This window comes from Mangrovibacterium diazotrophicum, assembly GCF_003610535.1.
Lineage (GTDB): Bacteria > Bacteroidota > Bacteroidia > Bacteroidales > Prolixibacteraceae > Mangrovibacterium > Mangrovibacterium diazotrophicum.
Genome location: NZ_RAPN01000001.1, coordinates 164,652 through 182,825 on the forward strand (window position 1 = coordinate 164,652; position 18,174 = coordinate 182,825).

15 protein-coding genes are annotated in these 18,174 nt (G+C 41.7%); 5 read left to right on the forward strand and 10 right to left on the reverse strand.

The features are described 5' to 3' along the window. Positions 1-334: 334 nt before the first annotated feature. The 7 genes from dnaG to BC643_RS00760 all read right to left on the reverse strand — a co-directional run bounded on the left by dnaG (position 335) and on the right by BC643_RS00760 (position 7,125). Positions 335-3,553 (reverse strand): DNA primase, encoded by a 3,219-nt coding sequence (gene dnaG / locus BC643_RS00730; protein ID WP_120271264.1) that lies wholly within the window; start codon positions 3,551-3,553, stop codon positions 335-337. Positions 3,554-3,556: 3 nt separating this feature from the next. Continuing rightward, positions 3,557-3,847, reverse strand: coding sequence for a hypothetical protein (locus BC643_RS00735; RefSeq protein WP_120271265.1), 291 nt, complete (start codon positions 3,845-3,847; stop codon positions 3,557-3,559). Between the two features lie 73 nt (positions 3,848-3,920). After that, on the reverse strand, positions 3,921-4,232 hold the full coding sequence (locus tag BC643_RS00740) for a DUF4406 domain-containing protein (RefSeq protein WP_120271266.1): 312 nt from the start codon (positions 4,230-4,232) through the stop codon (positions 3,921-3,923). 17 nt (positions 4,233-4,249) lie between these two features. Further along, complete coding sequence (locus BC643_RS00745; protein WP_120271267.1) at positions 4,250-4,432, reverse strand: hypothetical protein; 183 nt, start codon at positions 4,430-4,432, stop codon at positions 4,250-4,252. Then, positions 4,432-4,722, reverse strand: coding sequence for a MerR family transcriptional regulator (locus BC643_RS00750; protein WP_120271268.1), 291 nt, complete (start codon positions 4,720-4,722; stop codon positions 4,432-4,434). The genes BC643_RS00745 and BC643_RS00750 overlap by 1 nt, the downstream gene beginning before the upstream one ends. Positions 4,723-4,884: 162 nt before the next feature. Then, complete coding sequence (locus BC643_RS00755) at positions 4,885-5,634, reverse strand: hypothetical protein (protein WP_120271269.1); 750 nt, start codon at positions 5,632-5,634, stop codon at positions 4,885-4,887. Between the two features lie 117 nt (positions 5,635-5,751). Continuing rightward, positions 5,752-7,125 (reverse strand): site-specific integrase, encoded by a 1,374-nt coding sequence (locus tag BC643_RS00760; RefSeq protein WP_120271270.1) that lies wholly within the window; start codon positions 7,123-7,125, stop codon positions 5,752-5,754. A gap of 592 nt (positions 7,126-7,717) precedes the next feature. On the opposite strand from BC643_RS00760, the gene BC643_RS00770 reads away from it, so the two are divergent. The 3 genes from BC643_RS00770 to BC643_RS00780 all read left to right on the forward strand — a co-directional run bounded on the left by BC643_RS00770 (position 7,718) and on the right by BC643_RS00780 (position 11,162). Continuing rightward, positions 7,718-9,247 carry a beta-N-acetylhexosaminidase gene (locus tag BC643_RS00770; RefSeq protein WP_120274084.1) on the forward strand — a complete coding sequence of 510 codons (1,530 nt, stop codon included), beginning with the start codon at positions 7,718-7,720 and terminating at the stop codon, positions 9,245-9,247. Positions 9,248-9,386: 139 nt separating this feature from the next. Further along, the gene (locus tag BC643_RS00775; RefSeq protein ID WP_120271272.1) at positions 9,387-10,493 is read left to right on the forward strand and encodes a phosphotransferase enzyme family protein; all 1,107 of its coding nucleotides are present in this window, start codon (positions 9,387-9,389) and stop codon (positions 10,491-10,493) included. Between the two features lie 9 nt (positions 10,494-10,502). Beyond that, positions 10,503-11,162 (forward strand): carbohydrate-binding family 9-like protein, encoded by a 660-nt coding sequence (locus tag BC643_RS00780; RefSeq protein WP_120271273.1) that lies wholly within the window; start codon positions 10,503-10,505, stop codon positions 11,160-11,162. 62 nt (positions 11,163-11,224) lie between these two features. On the opposite strand, the gene BC643_RS00785 is transcribed toward BC643_RS00780, so the two are convergent. Genes BC643_RS00785 through BC643_RS00795 form a run of 3 tightly spaced genes read right to left on the reverse strand, consistent with a single transcriptional unit; the run spans position 11,225 to position 15,218 of the window. Further along, positions 11,225-12,826: an efflux MFS transporter permease gene (locus tag BC643_RS00785; protein WP_120271274.1), complete on the reverse strand. Its 1,602-nt coding sequence runs from the start codon at positions 12,824-12,826 to the stop codon at positions 11,225-11,227. A gap of 2 nt (positions 12,827-12,828) precedes the next feature. Further along, positions 12,829-13,890 (reverse strand): HlyD family secretion protein, encoded by a 1,062-nt coding sequence (locus BC643_RS00790; RefSeq protein ID WP_120271275.1) that lies wholly within the window; start codon positions 13,888-13,890, stop codon positions 12,829-12,831. After that, a complete protein-coding gene (locus BC643_RS00795) occupies positions 13,890-15,218 on the reverse strand; it encodes a TolC family protein (RefSeq protein WP_120271276.1) in 1,329 nt (442 codons plus the stop codon). The genes BC643_RS00790 and BC643_RS00795 overlap by 1 nt, the downstream gene beginning before the upstream one ends. Positions 15,219-15,323: 105 nt before the next feature. Here BC643_RS00795 and BC643_RS00800 point away from each other — a divergent pair, with 105 nt between their 5' ends. Continuing rightward, positions 15,324-16,130 carry an AraC family transcriptional regulator gene (locus tag BC643_RS00800; RefSeq protein ID WP_120271277.1) on the forward strand — a complete coding sequence of 269 codons (807 nt, stop codon included), beginning with the start codon at positions 15,324-15,326 and terminating at the stop codon, positions 16,128-16,130. Between the two features lie 355 nt (positions 16,131-16,485). Next, positions 16,486-18,117, forward strand: a complete 1,632-nt coding sequence (locus BC643_RS00805; RefSeq protein ID WP_120274085.1) for an arylsulfatase — start codon at positions 16,486-16,488, stop codon at positions 18,115-18,117. Positions 18,118-18,174 lie beyond the last annotated feature (57 nt).

Here is an 18,174-nt window from a genome sequence, read left to right on the forward strand (position 1 = left end):
CCTGTTTTATTGAAAATTCTTTTGTTTTCAGAGCCTATGGTTTTTTTCAAAAACTGTCCTCATTCCTCATTTATATCCTAAAATGTTAAATGTCAGTTATATATAGTGAGGACTTTGAGGATGGGTGAGGGAAAGGGTGTGCTTTTTCCTCTTTTGTCCCTCAATATTCCCTCAGGTTTCCCTCAGTCGTCCTCACTTATTATTAGAATAGAAAAGTTTATAGTATTATATATCAGTATATTATTATACTCTATACTTAGTAAGTGAGGAAATGAGGACGGTTTTTGCATTACTACCATTTATAAGCTTTAATAATGTGTTTTGATTTATATATTTAGATGAAGCGTTCAAGCTCAATACCTTGGTCTTTCAAGGTATCATAGTTTAGTATGTATGCACTTGTTCTATTGCTTCCGAACTGTACGTTCTTTCTGCGATAGTCAATAAATGAACGATGTTTCTTTAGGTATTCACCAATCACAGCCTGGTCTAACACGGTTATACCTTCTTTGCGAGCTTGTTCCCTGTATAAACCATGTATTGCTCCAACTCTTAGATAAAGATGCTTTACGCTATTTTCAGCAACTACGATTCTATAATGTGTATTATCCGATATTTTATAAAGATTAAGCAGGGATTGTAGCACATGAAAGTATTGCTCCACTTCATCACTTTGGTTTTGTACTGATATGGTAAGTCTTGCAGAACGTATTAAGGCTGTTTTTGCTGTTTGATAATCAAAAGGGAATTTCAAATCAGATTGTTCCATTAGTATTTTCATAGGAGTGAGTACCGATGAAATATTCAAAACAGTTCTGCGGTCAACGTTACCAAATTCGCTTATCAGCTCATCCATAACCTCAGAACTAATACCAGGTTCTTCTTTAGCATAGTTCTCCTCAATTAAATATCGATTGTCGAATACTGAACAGGTAATATTGGTAAACTGCAAACTTTCTTCAGCTGCTTTGAATTCTTTTAGGTCTTCATAGTTTCCCCGATTGGTATCATCAAATTCTCCTAGCAAGCTACGACTTGAGAGAGCCGGGTCTTGTGTTGGTAAATCCTGACCGCTAATAATACCCGAACCCCTGGGCTTTGCAATACGAGTTTCGTTACCTCCAGATTTTACCCCTGTAAGCTTTCCATTGCGGTCGGCAATACCTTTTAACGCCTCGATGGTATTTTTATGGATGCTGTTCTTATACTCATTGCCCCAAAACGGATGGTTGGTTGTAGAGTCCATACTTCGCTGCATACCTGTACTTGTACTACCGGAAGCAAGGTTAATACCGTCTTCCATAGGTGGCTTGCCAAACATATACATGATACTTCGAGCTGCGGTACTTTTACCTGATTGTCTTTTACCAAACAGGAACAACAATGGGAAGTACCCGAAATTGGCTTTATAAATTACATCGCTGAAAACGGTTGCTATGTAGTAGGCAATAAGTAGTTCTGCATTACCAGGATAAACCTTGTACATTGATGATGCCCACTTGCCAAAATTCCAATTGCTGTTCTTTGGTGGTTGAATATACTTTGAGTTTTCCTTAAATGGGTTTCCGCTATCGCTGGTACCAATTCTCAGTAACTTACCATAGGGTAGAAAGAAGAAATGTAAAAGATGTACCTGGCCCTGTTTGATTTTATCTTTCAGGTTATCTGTACCATATTTACCAATAAACTCTGAGGTGGTATTGAGTACATGAAAGGTATCTCCAATACGAATCTGGCTTTCGGGTGGAATTTCTTTAAACTCATCCATGCTGCTTATTCGTTTTGCATGGGTGGTAACACCGTACTCATCAATCTCATGGAATGTTTTATCGTAATACAAACCATTGGCAAATACCCAAAAGTGGTTCTTTTCATTGTAGCCAACCCTTTCTAGTTCCTTTGCTTCGGGTATGCCTAAAAGCTTAACGTTTTTAATGCTATCGAGTTGTGTGTCGTTCCCATACCAAAAGAAACCATGCCTACGGTGAACTTGCTTTTTAAACGATGCAGGAGTACAAAAGTCATCTGATGATATGGTGGCAAGTCGTTTTCGTCCGTATTGGCTCATCAGGTTAAGAATGTATTTAAGGTCTGTTCGCCCTTGTGCATCCCTATGGAAAACACAAAATAAAGCCTCAAAAGTGAAGTTTGATATTTGTTTCGGATTTTTACCTTCCACAGTCCAGTAAGCCCCTTTTTCTTCATAAAACTGATTTTCTAAAAGGTTTTCCTGTTGCTCTTTTTTCAGTTTTATAATGTCGTTGATGTTCTCCTTTTTCTTAACTTTTTTTTCTGTTGGCTGGCTGTTTTCCTTTAGTGCATCCTGCCAAGCTTTTTTAGGTTTAATCTGTTCAGAAACAAAGTCAAGATAAACCTCCTGGTTGGTTTTATCATAGCAACAAATCAGGGCAGCCATCCGCTTAATTACTTCCGATCTCTTAACCGGGTCATTTGCAAATCGTTCAGCGTATTCAGAGGTTTTGTATATGATGTAATCTTCCTGTTTTTCATCGTACTGAAGAAACGTCTCGCTATCGGTAAAAAGTGAATCAGGGTCTTGTTTCTCGGGTAGTACAACTACCGAAACATGGAATTGATTTTTAATCAGTATTTCAGCATTCCGACACATGGCATTTCGTCCGGCACTATCGCCATCGTAGATAAGTGTAGCTTTATTGGTGTATTTTTTCAGGAGTTTTGCTTGTGCATTGGTTAAAGCTGTTCCGCCTGTTGCAACTGAATTAATAACATCAACAGAGTGCATCCGAAGTACATCGGTATAACCTTCTACTATATATGCCCGGTCTTCGTTTTTAATGGCGAATCTTGCAATATTTAAAGCATACAATTCATTCCCTTTAGTGTAGATGCAGCTCTCGTGTGTATTCAGATATTTAACCTTTGGGTTTTCATTCAAATCACGTCCTGCGAAAGCAATGGTTTGTCCTTTGGAATTGCAAACAGGAAATATCAATCGGTTGTAGAAAAAGTCATAAATGCCTTTGTCGTTGCTTTTCAATACGCCAATTTCTTCAAGTATTTCCGTTTTTACACCTTTCTCCCTGGTATGGGCAAGTAGAGCATTTCCACTTGGAGCATAGCCAACATTAAAGCTGCTGTTTTCAGGAATGACAATGTTTCGCTGTTTTATGTAATCCTGTGCATTCTTATGATTGACCTGTTCTAGGAAGAACCTTTCAATGATATTACAAGCTATTTTCAGGCTTTCTTCATGTTTGAATTTGGCTTCATCCCAATTGGTGCTTTTCTTCCATTCAAAATTGAGGTTCAAAAGTTTTGCGCCAATCTCAACGGCTTCTTTGAACTCAACATTTTCATGCTCTTTAATAAACTCAATGGCATTACCACCTTTATCGCAACCGAAGCATTTGAAAATACCCTTTGCCGGATTAACACTGAACGAAGCCGTTTTTTCGTTATGGAATGGACAACACGCTTTGTAATTGCTCCCTGCTTTCTTTAGTGTGACAAAGTTGGAGACAACCTCATAAACTTCATCATTGATTTGCTCTATAACCCTTTTTGCATCCATCGGCTACCAATCTTTACCTGTCAATAATTCACGGTTGTTGCTATCGAGGCTCATAAAGAACTCGTGAACGTTACCTCTGAAATCATAAAACTTGTCTAACAAGTGATAGCCCATGTCTGAACCCCAAATCTTGTAAAAGAGAGCATTCAACTCAAGCTGAGAATCCTCAATCATTTTCTGAACTTTTGTGCCATCAAACGGGATGCTGTTATAGCCGTTTTTCTCATAAAAACTCTTTATGCGGTTATCGAAATAGTATAACTTCGATACCGTATTGGGTGCTAATGCTGTCATAATAATTTGTTTTGAAAATGAACTTTTGTGTAAATGGCAGGATTGCCCTTGTTCAATCCTGCCTAAACCATTATTAGCCGTCAAGGGTGGTTATTAAATTTTTTATATCATTAAATGAAAAGCAGAGGTTTTTTTTCTCTTTCATTGCTGCCGTAAGTTCAATTCTTGCAGTAGTACTATCTTTCCATTTAGGTAACATGTAAATGGTGTCGCTTTCGAGAATTAAACCCAGGCGATGAGTAAGGCTTTTAGACCAACCAAGCCTATCATGTAATTTTTCATCGGGATTAACTATGGTACATCCTAGATTCAATAATTGCCTTTTTAAGCTATGAATGAAATTTTCATCGGTTTCGTAATGAATTCCGGAGAGATATATTGTCATTGCTTACGATATTGAATTTATGGACGACCTAATAAATCATAAATCATCTGAACTTGTTTTGGGGTGTATGCTCTGCCTCGATATTCACCAAGTTCATCTTTTATTGGCTCAAGCCAACGTTGAAGGGTTAAATAGCTTATATTGTATGCCTCCGTTAATTGATGCTTACTTTGAGCGACTGGTTTTTCATTGTTTTCCATTATCTGAATGTTAAATGGTTAGTATTTGCCTCCTCTTTAAGCCTGTTTATCTCGCTTGCATAAATCTGCCAGGAACCGCCTTTAAATTCCTGTCTAGCTTTTAACATGTTTTTCTTGCAATAATGAATGACAGTAGTGTAGGGCATACCTGTCAGTTTGCTGAATTGATTGGGTGTGTAAAATTCAGGTTTGTCTTTTTCCGATAGTCTGTGAATCTCGCTTATGATTTTCTCAGAAAAACTGTTTAAGTCAGCTACGGTAACTAAATTGTTTAAATCTTCTTTCTGCATAATCGTATGTTTTTATTTCTACATCAATTTGTAAGCGAACATACATTTGCTGCAAACACGAAAAAAGGGACAGTGGGGGATGTCCCCCTTTGTCCCCTTTTGGTAACTATCATTAAATCAAGATGTAATAAAATTGATTTTTTTGAAAAAAAATTACAAATGCTATACGGTATTTGCTCTTGCCAACTCTTCAAGTAATGATTCGACCCTGTTTTTTACGTTGTCATTTACCTCTGTAAACTGTTTTCTAATTTGTGCTGCTTTGGGAAATTCAGCCTTTTTAGTAGAAAAATTCTCAGCTAGTATCCTGGATAAATGAGTACGGTTAAAATTTGGGTCAACTGATACTTTTTCCATAATCCTAAATGAAAGATATGCAAGTTCCGGACTTGAGAGGTTTGTTTTAAACCTTTTCTGACTAGACCAATTGCTAGTATCTATTTCAATACCATCGTTTAATGCAGTAAGTTTTAAGACATCGACAGCATTTTCAATTTTATCAATTCGAAGCGTGAAAACTATATGGAGTTTTCGGTAAGCTGTTCTCGCTTTTTTCAGGTACTTCTTTTGAAAATATTTTGGAAAACAGCATTTAAACCTCACTTTTTGCAAGGAGATACAATCGTGACTTTGAGATATTAATTGAATAAATTGCTCATTAAGATGTTCCCTGGTGTAAAGAAACTCATCATAGAGATTATGTAGAAAGGCTTTTCTTGACTGTTTTGAATTTAAACTAAACGGTAAGCTTTGTATTTCTTTTCTGAACTCATTTAGGTATTCATCCAATCTTTCATTGTATTCCTGTTCAGATGAAAACTCCTCGGTAAATGTTAAATACCGTTTTCTAAACTTCCTGGAGTATTTCACCTCAATCTTTCCAATCTTCTCTATAAAATCATATACGAACATTATGTGTTAATTTGAAAATGTTAATAAAAAATAATTATCAACGTGCAAAAGAACTGCGTATGTTCCCTTGTGATTTATTATTGTGTTCGTATATGATTTCATTTCTTGTCTTCTTAATTATTCAACTTCATAAGAGAATTTTGTGGAGCAAGATTGACAATGAAGCGTAAGCTTTTTAATTCTTATCACTCCCTTTTCAAATCTTAATACTTCATTGTCGCAGTTCGGACAAATGGCTAGAGAGTTGGTTAAATTTTCATTATTGAGGTTATTTAATCTATTCCATTTCGACATTTCTTCTTTTCGCTTGTCATCAATGATTTTCGCATAAATCTGAGTAGTTCTTAAATCATTATGCCCCATAATATCAGATACAGTCTCAAGAGACATACCTAATGTCAATGCACTAACAGCAAAAGTGTGTCTTGTGCAATGAAATGAGAGGTGTTTTTTTATGCCCACCTCATTCATTATAAAGCGTAACATGGGATTTATATCGGAACTGCTTCGCACGAAGCCTTTATAAATTTTATCGTTTGGCTTTTTATCACCATCTAAGTCCAGAACAGATTTTAGCCTTTCGGTAATTGGAATTCTGAGCATTTTTTCTTTATCCCTTCTGCTCTTATCCATCTCCATTATTATCATGTTGTTCTCAATATGTTTGTATCGTAATTTTCTTAGGTCAGATAGCCTTAATCCACAATAACAACTTATTAAAATGTGCTGGAGGGTTTCCTGGTACTTCATACCAGTTAGGTAAGTTTTTCCACGCTTATCTTTCTTGTAAATTTTCAGGAACTCTTCTTGATTGTAATAGTCGTGAAGCATGTCCAATTCTTTAAGGGTAAGATGTTCCTTTTTACCATCTTCTTTTAAGAAAGAAAAATTGTGAAATGGATTCCGGTCGATTATTTTCTTTTTGTAAGCGTAGGTTATGTACTTTCTTATCATTGATATATTACCATAAATAGTATTGGCTTTGTTATCTAATGATTCGATAAGGTAGTTTCGGTATTTTTCAAGCCAATTTTCATCAATCTCGTAAATCGTTACATTGGCTTGGTATCTTTCAAGCTTTACAATATCTAATGCTAGACCTTCATAGGTGGATTGCTTGATTCTGTTGCGTTCTTCCTTTAATCTGGTCTTAGCAAATTCAATAAAGCTTCCATTAACCTCACTATTGGAGTAGAGGCTTAAAATATTCTCAAAAGTTACTGATTGTTTTCTTCGCTCTAATTCGATGATGATTTGTTCAACCTCACTTTCCTTATCTTTTAAATAGAGGTTGTTTTTTTTCGCATCAGGCACTTCCCTGATTTCTTTAATCTTTTTGGTTTTGGGATTGTAGTACTCAGGTTTAAGAAAAAGATTTAAAGGAATCTTTTTAGTTTTTCGGTTTAGAGTTACCCTAATGTAAAAACGAGACGTACCATCTTTTTTTGTGTACGAGCTGTCTAAAAAAATACTTACTGTAGCATTTGCCATAATTTAATAAATTTGTGCTATGGCAGTCTTTAGAGCTATTCGGAAACAATTCATAACAACCAATATTTATTCGGAAACAATTCGGAAACAAATATTGTATTTGTTGTAAATATGGGTTCGAATAAGTCGCACTAAATCGGAGTAAATGCGACAAAAAGCTAGTAAATACAGGCATCTTTAAAATAGATTGTAAATTAGATTACAATAATATTTGTATCCCACTAGTTTGAGGGGCTGGTGCCCGTTTTAGGGCGTGCAGGTTCGAGTCCCGTCCTGGGCACAAAAGGAGTTGATTATCAGCTCCTTTTTTTTGTTTCGCACCTATCCGGTTTTATCAGCTATTCTAAATTTAAACTAATTTCTGAGTTCAAAACGATCCCTGCAAACAGTTCAGAAAATGTGGGCAGCAGTATCCTCAATTTTTGTTTCACCTGACTTGTGTGATAAAGACAAAATTGTCTTAAGTATTGATTATTTCTGATCTCTCATATGTGAGAATTCAATCATTGTGTTAGTATTATTGCGAAATAATTCAGATTTTAGGATGCAATTATTTCGCTCGAAAAATACATTCATTTTAATTATACTTTTTATGAGATTGAGATCATGTTCCATGCTGCCGATAGCATTCCTTTTTGTTTTTTCGGCGTGTACCCCCAAGGTGCAGACCGACCTTACTAAAACAGCTTTCATTCCGAAACCGGCTAGTGTTACAGCAACTGGCGACGCATTTGAACTTGACGGTTCAACCGGTATATTTATCCAGGAGGGAGCCGACCATTTGGAGAGTACTGCGCAATTTTTGGCAAAAGCCCTGGGGTCGTCAGCTGCAGTTGAAGCTGTTACGGATGCTCCTTCCAAAGGGATTTATCTTTCATTGGATGCAACCGGTCAAATTCCGGCTGAGGGGAACAAAATGACCATCGACAGTAAATTAATTCATATCGAAGGAGGCGATGAAGCAGGTTGTTTCTACGGAATTCAGACGTTGTTGCAAACACTCCCGGCCAGCATTGCTGAAGGGGAAAAGTTAATTGTTCCAACCGGGGCGATCAGTGATGCTCCTGTATATGGATATCGTGGCGCGATGCTCGATGTGGCTCGCCATTTCTTCTCGGTAGAAGACGTGAAACGTTTTATCGATTTCCTGGCTGAGTACAAAATGAATACCCTGCATATGCACCTGACTGATGATCAGGGGTGGAGAATCGAGATCAAATCTTGGCCAAAACTAACTGAAATTGGTGGCAGCACCGAAGTAGGTGGTGGCGAAGGCGGTTTCTATACCCAGGAACAATACAAAGACATTGTGGCTTACGCCGCAGCAAATTTCATCACGATTGTGCCCGAAGTGGATATGCCGGGTCATACCAACGCCGCTCTGGCATCGTATGCCGAGTTGAATGCCAACGGAAAAGCGACAGACCTTTATACTGGTATTGAAGTTGGTTTCAGCTCGTTCGATACGCGCAAGGATGTTACTTATCAGTTTATCGATGATGTCGTTCGCGAGGTTTCGGAACTTTCGCCAGGCCCGTATTTCCACCTGGGGGGCGACGAATCGCACGCAACCAAGCACGATGATTACGTGTATTTCGTAAATAAAGTGCAGGGAATCGTTCAAAAATACGGCAAGCAGGTGATTGGCTGGGACGAGATTGCAAACGCGGATGTGGTGGAAAATGCCGCCGTGCAGTTCTGGGCTGATGCTGAAAACACTTCATTGGGATTGGAAAAAGGTGCCAAAGTGTTGGTGTCACCAGCCAGTCGCGCTTACATGGATATGAAATATGATACGACAACTGTATTGGGGTTGAAATGGGCCGGAACCATCGAGGTGGATCACGCTTACGATTGGCAACCCGACACGGTTGTGGCAAAGCTAACCAAAGAACAGGTATTGGGGGTTGAAGCGCCTTTGTGGAGCGAAACCATCACCAATATGGATGAGCTGGAATACATGGTTTTCCCAAGACTTCCGGGATATGCCGAAATTGGCTGGACCAAAAACGAAGACCGTAATTGGGATGAGTATAAGGTTCGTTTGGGCAAATTCGGTAAACGATTCGAAGCACAGGGCATTGACTTCTATCGTTCTGCGTTGGTGCCCTGGGAGGAGTAGTCAACGATAAAATTAAAAGGGCTTTATCAGAATTTAAAGCTCCAAAACGTGTACAGGTATCTATTCGGTTCGGCCGGTAGACATCTGTACATGTTGTTTTAAAGAAGTATTTCGGTAAAACTAAATTAACGATACAATTATGAGATACGAGGAGAGCGAATTGAGAGCGATTATTGGCAATTTTATAATCGAAGGAGAGCTTGCGAAAATCATTTTATATGGAGATGGTTTGATCAATCAAACTTATTTCGTGGAAACTGCTGGAGAAAGCAGTCCAGACTACATCCTTCAAAATAAGAACACGAATATTTTCAAAGATATTCCCGGTATGATGAACAACATCCAACGGGTGACGGCTCACCTGAAAGCTAAAGTCAAGCAGGCTGGTGGGGATCCGGAGCGGGAGGCGATGACGGTGATTGAATCCAAATCGGGAGAGCCGTTTTACAAGGACGAACAGGGAAATTTCTGGACTTTGTACCTGTTTATTTCCGACACGCAAACCTATGAAAGTGCTGATACGCCCGAGGACGCTTACGCCGGAGGTAAGGGAATTGGTAAATTTCAACGCATGCTTGCCGATATGGAAGGCGAGCTCACGGATATTTTGCCGGGATTCCACAACATGCGTTACCGTTTTCAGCAGTGGGATGCCGTTTTGGCAAAAGACCCGGTTGGGCGGAAAAAAGAACTTTCCGCAGAAATTAATTGGATTGAAAGCCGTAGAGCAGAGATGATGGATTTCTGGAAACTCGTGGAATCGGGCGAAATTCCTATTCGTGTGACGCACAATGATACGAAGATTAACAACATTCTTTTCGATCAAAAAGGCGAAGTGCTTTGCGTCATCGACCTGGATACCGTTCTGTCAAGTACGGTGTTGAATGATTTTGGCGATGCCATTCGCTCGTACACCAACACGGGCTTGGAAGATGATCCTGACTTGTCGAAAGTGGGCATGGATATGCGAATTTTCGAAGGTTTCACAAAAGGCTATCTGTCGGAGGCCAGAGCCTTTCTTACGGAGTCGGAAAAACATTACCTGGCGTTTTCGGCGAAGTTCATTACCTATGAGCAAGTGTTGCGTTTTCTTATGGATTACATTGACGGAGATAATTATTATCGGGTAAATTCGGAAGATCACAACCTGGTGCGTACGCGCGCGCAATACCAGTTATTGCTGAGTATTGAAGCGCAGATGGATGCGATGAACGCCATCGTTAAGGAAAGTTGTTCGACCATTTAAAAAGGTGCTATGGAATATAAAGTCAAAAAAATAGAGAGTCCGTTGACTGTTGATGGTGATTGGGATAAGGAAGTTTGGCAACGAGCGGAAAGCCTGACGCTGGATCACCACATGGGTGATATCCTGAAGTTTCGCCCCACAGTAGAAGCGAAGTTGTTGTACGACTCAACAAGTTTGTATGTGATCTTCAAAGTAAATGATCAGTTTGTCAAGTGCCGGACAACCGAGCCAAACGGTCCGGTGTGGACCGATTCCTGCGCCGAGTTTTTTTTCGCGCCAAACTTGTCGGTTCCCGAACGTTATTTCAACCTGGAAGTCAATTGTGGCGGAACTCCGCTCATGTTTTACAATTTGGTTCCGCGCAAAGATTTTACCGTTGTTGATGCTGACGAATTGGCGAAGCTGGAGATAGCGCATTCACTTCCTAAAAGTATAGAGGAGGAAATAAGCGAGCCGATTCAATGGACGCTGGAGTATCGCCTGCCCCTGGATTTGATTTCGCGTTATGCCGAAATTGAAAAACCGAAAAGCGGTGTGATCTGGAATGCCAACTTCTACAAAATTGCAGACGAAACATCGAACCCGCATTACCTCACCTGGAACCCGGTGCAAAAGGCAGAGCCTGATTTCCACTTACCGGAGTTTTTCGGGAAGCTTTTGTTTGAGTAATTCGACTTCTAAATCATACAGAGAAGGGGCATGTACTTGAAAGCACATGGCCTCTTTTTTCGTTAAATCGGGATCAGTTTTGTGCGGATTTTTTTGATGTGATAATTAAAATGCGGAATTGTTGCAATCAACAGCAAAACTGCAAAAAGCATGCAGCTCATATAAATGTAGTAGTCCCGCGTGAAAAGTAAATTATCCTGTCCGGCAACGGCTTTCCCAAGCAGGTTCATCGCTCCCGAACTGCTCTCCGCTGCCGAGGCTCCGTGTTGCAAAAGTGCTTGTTTGTATTCGCCCAGGCGATCTGCCAGTAGTGGTTCGTCGGCTGTAATATTTCCGCTAAATGCCTGGTAATGTATTTTCCGAAATACCAATCCCGAGTAACTGGTCAGCGCCATGCTGCTGGTAAAGGTAATTGCCCGGAAGAGAACCCCGGTTACCGAGGCTGAAAATCCGATTTCGGCTGGAACTGCGGTGACATAGAAAACAACAATCGACAAAATGAGCATCCCGTTTCCGAACCCCTGCAGGAAGAGCGGCAAGAGTAAATCTTCAATTTCTGCCTGGTGGTTCAAAACAGATAGCGCAAAAAGGTGATACCCCAACAGTGCGCCAAAGCCCATCATCCAAATGATCCGAATCCGGGTGCCGGCCAAAAGATAACGGGCAGCTAAAAAGGCTCCCAGTACAATACCCACGAAGTTGATCAACATGGTGTAGCCGTAGTGGTAAACATCGAGCTTTACATTGTTTGTGATAAAACCATTGAGTAGGCTCATATCTCCTTTGCCCAAATAGAATAGTACCAGCAGGCCCATTCCAATTCTAAAGTTGCGGGTTTTGAACACGCGTAGGTTTATGTACGGATCTTTCAGGATGATCTGCCGAACAATGAATAAGCCTAACAGAACGATGGAGGCCGAAAAACAAAGAATTATTCGAAGACTCCGAAACCAGTGGTAGTATTGTCCATATAAAATAACGTAGGCCAGCAACAGTAATCCAGCAGCATACAGAATATAGCTAACCCATTCCAGTGATTTTAGCGAAATTTTCCCATTACGACGGAGGTCAATCCCATTCCTTAAAATAATAGATAGTAGGATAATACCTGGTAAAATGCCGAATACACCCACTAAAAAGATTGCGTTAAAGTTGAAATTTGAAAAGATCCAGGCATCGACGATGTACGCCAGCGGAGCCGTTCCGAAAAGTGCGGAGTACATGGTCGCGTAGCCCAGCACCCGACTTCGTTGCGCGTGAAATTGGTTAAACACCAGGTTGAAGACAATGCCAATCAATCCTAGCGAGATGGTGCCGGCCAAAAAGCGGACAACAAGTAAAACCGCGAAACTGTGGTTCAGGTACATTACCAGGTTTGCAGCGATGGACAAGGCTACACAGCCAATGAGGTAGGGCTTTGATGAGAAGTAGTTGAAGAAGCGCGCCTCCATCGGGAAGCCTACCACAATTGAAATGTAGTAGATGATCACCGAATAGCGAATGTCGATCTGATCGACGCCAAAGTAGCTGGTCGCGGTGCTCATTCCACCCAAATATATCCCCAAAGCACAGGCAACGGGCAATAAGAAAAGGGCCAGAGCCACGTAGATTAACCACGTGGGGACCCAATCCTTAAAAATCCGTTTGTTATTGTCGTTTGGCATATTTAATCTTTGACGATAGAAACTTCCGCGTTCATTCCGGCTTTCAATTTGCTCATCACCGGGTTGTTGCCGTTAAAAGTGATTTTCACCGGGAAACGCTGGGTGACTTTCACAAAGTTTCCGGTTGCATTGTCCGACGGCAGCAAACTGAATTGTGATCCTGTTGCGGGCGAGAAGGATTCAATTACACCGGTGAACGACTCTCCCGGGAAAGCGTCCACCGTGATCAGCGCTTGCTGCCCTTCGTGCATGTCGGCAATTTGTGTTTCCTGGAAGTTGGCCACCACCCATTTGCCCTGTTGCTTGTCGACCATGTAGCCAACTGTTTGCCCGGCCTGGATGAATTGTCCTTCCTGCAGTTTTTTGGTTCCCATAAAACCGTTGGACGGTGCAAGGATCACCGCATACTGCAAGTCCAGTTTCACTTTTTCTAGTTCAACCTTTTTCTGTTCCAGGTTGGCTTGTGCCACTTCGAGTTTGGCTTGTGCATCCGATACCTGGTCCTGCGAGTTGACAAAGGTGTTTTTCACCGCTTCGTAGTTCGATTTCGCAATCTCCAGCTGTGTTTTAATTCCTTCAAACTGTTGCTGGGTAACGGCTTCACCTTTTAAAAGCTCTTCGTAGCGTTCGTAATCTTTTTGCTGGCGCCACAGTTGGGCTTCTGCAGCACTGATTTGCGCTTTGTGAATGCTTGATCCACTCGACGCCACCCGAATATTGTTTTGCAAGACTTTTAGTTGTGCTTCGGCTGATCCGATTTCAGCTTCAACCTGGTGCAGCCTTACGGTTGCTTCATTTTTATCCAGAATAACCAGGGTGTCGCCTTTGGCAACCTGCTGGTGGTCGGTGTACCGGATTTCCTGAACGAAGCCACTTGTCCGGCTCAAAATCGGGTTGATATACTCTTCAATCTGAGCATCATTGGTTTGCTCATACCGGTAAAAATCGTACAATTTAATTCCTCCCCAAATCAGCAAAATGCCCAAAATGCATAATGCTGCCACATACGAAATCTTTAAGACCGCATGATCTACTTTTCGATATTTTGCTAATTGATCGCTCATTATAATTCGCCTGTAATTTTTTGTAATTGATAGAAGTGCATGCGCGCCGCGATGTAGTTGTTGACTAAATCGAACTGCGCTTGTTGCAATTGGGTGTCGGCTTCGAGTAAATCGGTAAGTAAGGCCAGCTTGTTGAAGTAGGTTTGGTTCACAATCCGGTAGTTTTCCTCGGCTTGTTGTACGCTTATTTTACTTACTTCAATGTTGTCCTGATCTTCTTTGAAGCGTTTGTAAGCTTCATTGATTTTCGTCCGCAGGGTTTCCTCGGTTTGCTCTTTCGCCAGGTATTGTTGCTGCACTTCGAGCGCTGCTGCCGACTCCTTGTGTTTGTTGTGATACAGCGACGAAAGGTTGTATGAAATCTTTACCCCGGCAATCCCCAGTAAATACGGGGAAGTGGAGTAGGGGTACAACATGATCTGCGGATACGAATAGCTGTATTTCCCAAACATCCCGATACGCGGAAGTTTCTCAGCTTTGATTTCCTTTTGCTCCAACTCCGACATGGAGATTTGTGTGTCGGCCATTTTTTCGAAAGGCGACTGTTTAAGGGCCACCGAAATATAGTCGGCATAGAGCATTGCGGTATCAGGGACGGCATATTCAATGCTGTCGGCTAGTTGCAGCGGGTGTGCATCTTCGTAACCCATGAGCAGGTTCAAATGCTGTCCGGCCAATGCCTTGTTGTTCTGCATCTTTTGCAGGTTTACCTTTTGCTGCGAAAGCTGCAATTGCGCCCGTAACAAGTCGCTCTTTAACACAACTCCGTTGTCATACAACTGGGTTATCTGATCCAGACGTTTCGAGTTGCGGTAAATGTTTTGCTCAATGATTTTCTCAAACTCGTTGGTCCGTAACAGGTCCAGGTAGTAACTCGCTACTTCGTAATGAATTTCAGATTGGGAAGCCTGTGCAATATGTTCGGCCATGTCGGCCTGGGCTTCTGCCTTTTCAACCGACAGCTTTGTTTTTTTGCCATTATAAATGTTGAAGTAAGCCTCGATATTGGCATCGTAAGTGCTGTGATCTTCCAGCGGAATGTATTCCGCTTCGTGCAAAATTCCATTTACAAACACGGGAATGTTAGCCAGCTTTCCGTAACTGGCGTCAACTTCCACCGAAGGAAGCCAGTTCTGCTTGATGTCTAAAACGTGCTCGTTCTTGATTTGCTGGTCGATGCGTTGCGAACGCAGCTCGGTGCTGTATTCGTCGGCTCGTTGCCAGGCTTGTTGTAAATTGATTGGTATATTGGTTTCGGTTGTCTCTTGCGCTGTTGCCGGTTGATTAAAAATCACGCAGAAAGCAAAAATCCATAGAACTATCCTCATATCTTGCGCCTCAAATAAAATCTCGCTGCAAATTTCTTACTATTTTTCGAGGCTTATTTTAGACAATTCGCCATTTGTTTTGTAATTCGCGCCAAATACCCGAAAATGGAAAAGAAAAAACTCAATCTGGATGAAATTAGCGAAAAGGAAGACGTGTTTTATGTTGTTTATTCCAACAGCGAGCAGGAATTCCCGATGCACAAACACAACAAACACCAGTTGTATTATGTAGAAAACGGAATCGCGTTTTTCAATACGCCTACTTACTCATTCTTTTTGCCTGCGCACCATTTTCTTTGGATTCCGGCAGGTGTTGAGCACAACATTAGCTCGCGCACAGCAGTGAAAATGGTGTATTGCCTCTATATCCCAACGTCAATCACCCGTGGAATACAGAAGCTGGAAGAAGGAACCGGCATTTACCCGGTGAACAACCTGATGGTTGAAATGATTAATTACACCCGCGATTGGTATGGTGAAGTCGGGGCGGAACAGGCGACCCGGTACCAGTTTTTGCAGACGTTGACCAATGTGTTGGTGGAGGCAGCCGGGAATATGTCGCTTCCGGTGGAGCTGCCCACAACCGACAACGAGGATTTGCGCCTGGTATTAAAACACATTCATCACCACATCGATCAACCCCTGAACCTGAAGTCGATCGCAGAGCAGCTGGGATACAGCACCCGTTCGTTGTCGCGCTTATTTCAAAACAACATCAATACCTCATTCCTACAGTATGTCAAGCGACTCCGGGTAATTAAAGCCATGGAGCTGCTGTTGCAAACCAACCTGTCGGTCAGCGAAATTAGCTACCGCTGCGGGTACAATACGCTTTCCTCATTTAGCTATGTTTTTCAGAAACTGGTGCATGTTTCGCCGGCCGAGTTTCGCAAGCAGACCCGGCAAATCTAGTCGGCCGGTTTGTATTTGTTTTGTTCTGATGCAGCTCATTTCATCAGAAGATGTCTTTTCACTATATTTTAACGAATATGGTAAATTGAACTCAATTTTTTTCAAAAGAAGGTGAGTATTTGGGTGTGGTCAATTGTATTCTTTTACATAGGATGTACAAGTACCGTGACAACTATTCCGGAATAGAGCACTTTGGCTAAATTGGACTGGTAAAATTCAAGATATTTCAGTAGAGATATTTAAAATGAGTAGTCGTTTATACGTGAAACAGATTGCCCGTTCATAAACGCAAAATCGTACGTTTTTCACCGATGGTGCTAAACACCAATAGAATTTGAAATCAAACAAAGTTGATATGAATAAATTGATCTTTTCTTGTTTGCTCTTAAGTGTGGGACTATTCTTCACCGGCTGTACTTCGAAAGAGGAGCCCAAGCCGGATCGCCCGAATATTTTGTTGATCATGCTGGATGATTCGGGATTTTCGGATTTGGGTTGTTATGGCGGCGAGATCCAAACGCCCAACATCGATCAGCTGGCAGCAACCGGCGTTCGGTTTACCCAAATGCATAATGCGGCCCGTTGTTGCCCAACGCGTGCTTCTTTGTTGACCGGATTATATCCCCAAACTGCCGGGATAACAGGAATGGGGGTCAATCTGAAAATGAATGCTGCTACGATCGCTGAAGTATTGAAGGACAATGGCTACCATACCGGCATGACCGGAAAATGGCATTTGTCGACAACGAGAGCGTTGCCCGAAAATGACGAACAACTACAGTGGTTGGCTCACCGCAAGGACCACGGGCCTTTTTCTCCTTTGGACAATTATCCAAGCAATCGTGGTTTCGAAGAACATTGGGGAACTATTTGGGGGGTTGTTGATTATTTCGACCCCTTCAGTTTGGTGCACAACGAAGAGCCAATCGAAAATGTGCCAGACGACTTTTATGTAACGGATTTTATCACGCAAAAATCAATTGATTTGTTGGACGAATACAGCAAAGACGATAAACCGTTCTTTTTGTACGTGGCGCATAATGCACCGCACTGGCCTTTACACGCATTGCCCGAAGATATTGAAAAATACAAGGATACCTACAACGATGGATGGGAAGTATTGCGACAAAACCGGTACGAACGAATGGTTGAACTGGGCTTGATCGATACGGTTGCTTACACGCTTCCGGAAAATTCATCGGGCCGAAAATGGGATGACTGTGAAAACAAAGATTACGAGGCAGCATGTATGGCGGTTCATGCAGCGATGGTTGACCATGTTGACCGGGGAATTGGTCAACTTATTGACGAACTGAAAAAGAATGGTCAATATGAAAATACGCTGATTTTTGTATTATCCGATAATGGTGCGTCGTACGAACGTGGCTACCCACCCGGTTTCGATCGTCCCGGCTTTACCCGTGATTCAACCATCATTGAGTACAATGCGCAAAATCCCGGTTCGCAAACCACCTGGAATTACATTGGTGATGCATGGGCAAGCGCGTCAAATACGCCTTTCCGCTATTGGAAAAAAGAATCTTATGAAGGTGGCAGCTCAACACCGTTTATTGTTCACTGGCCTCAAAAGCTGGCAGGCATGGAAAACACGATCAACCGGGGACTTGCCCACGTGATCGATATCATGCCGACTTGTTTGGAGCTGGCTGGCGTTGAATATCCCGATAGTATAAATGGTTTGAAAACAAATAAACTGGATGGAACCAGTTTGATGCCGTTGTTGATGGGGGAAACAACTTCGATTCACGATACGCTATTCTGGGAACACGAAGGTGGGCGCGCGATTCGCATCGGAGATTGGAAAATGTCGGCTCTACCGAACAGATCCTGGCAGCTGTTTAATATTACAGAAGACCATACTGAAATGAACGATCTGGCGGCGCAGCATCCGGAAAAAGTCAATGAAATGGATGCTGTTTGGCAGGAGTACTTCGATGAGGTGATGCGAAAGGCGCAAGCTAATTAGCGTTGACAGAAGAAGGGATGTGATGCTCGAAGAAGCTTTCACCTTCGGTTTGCGGGT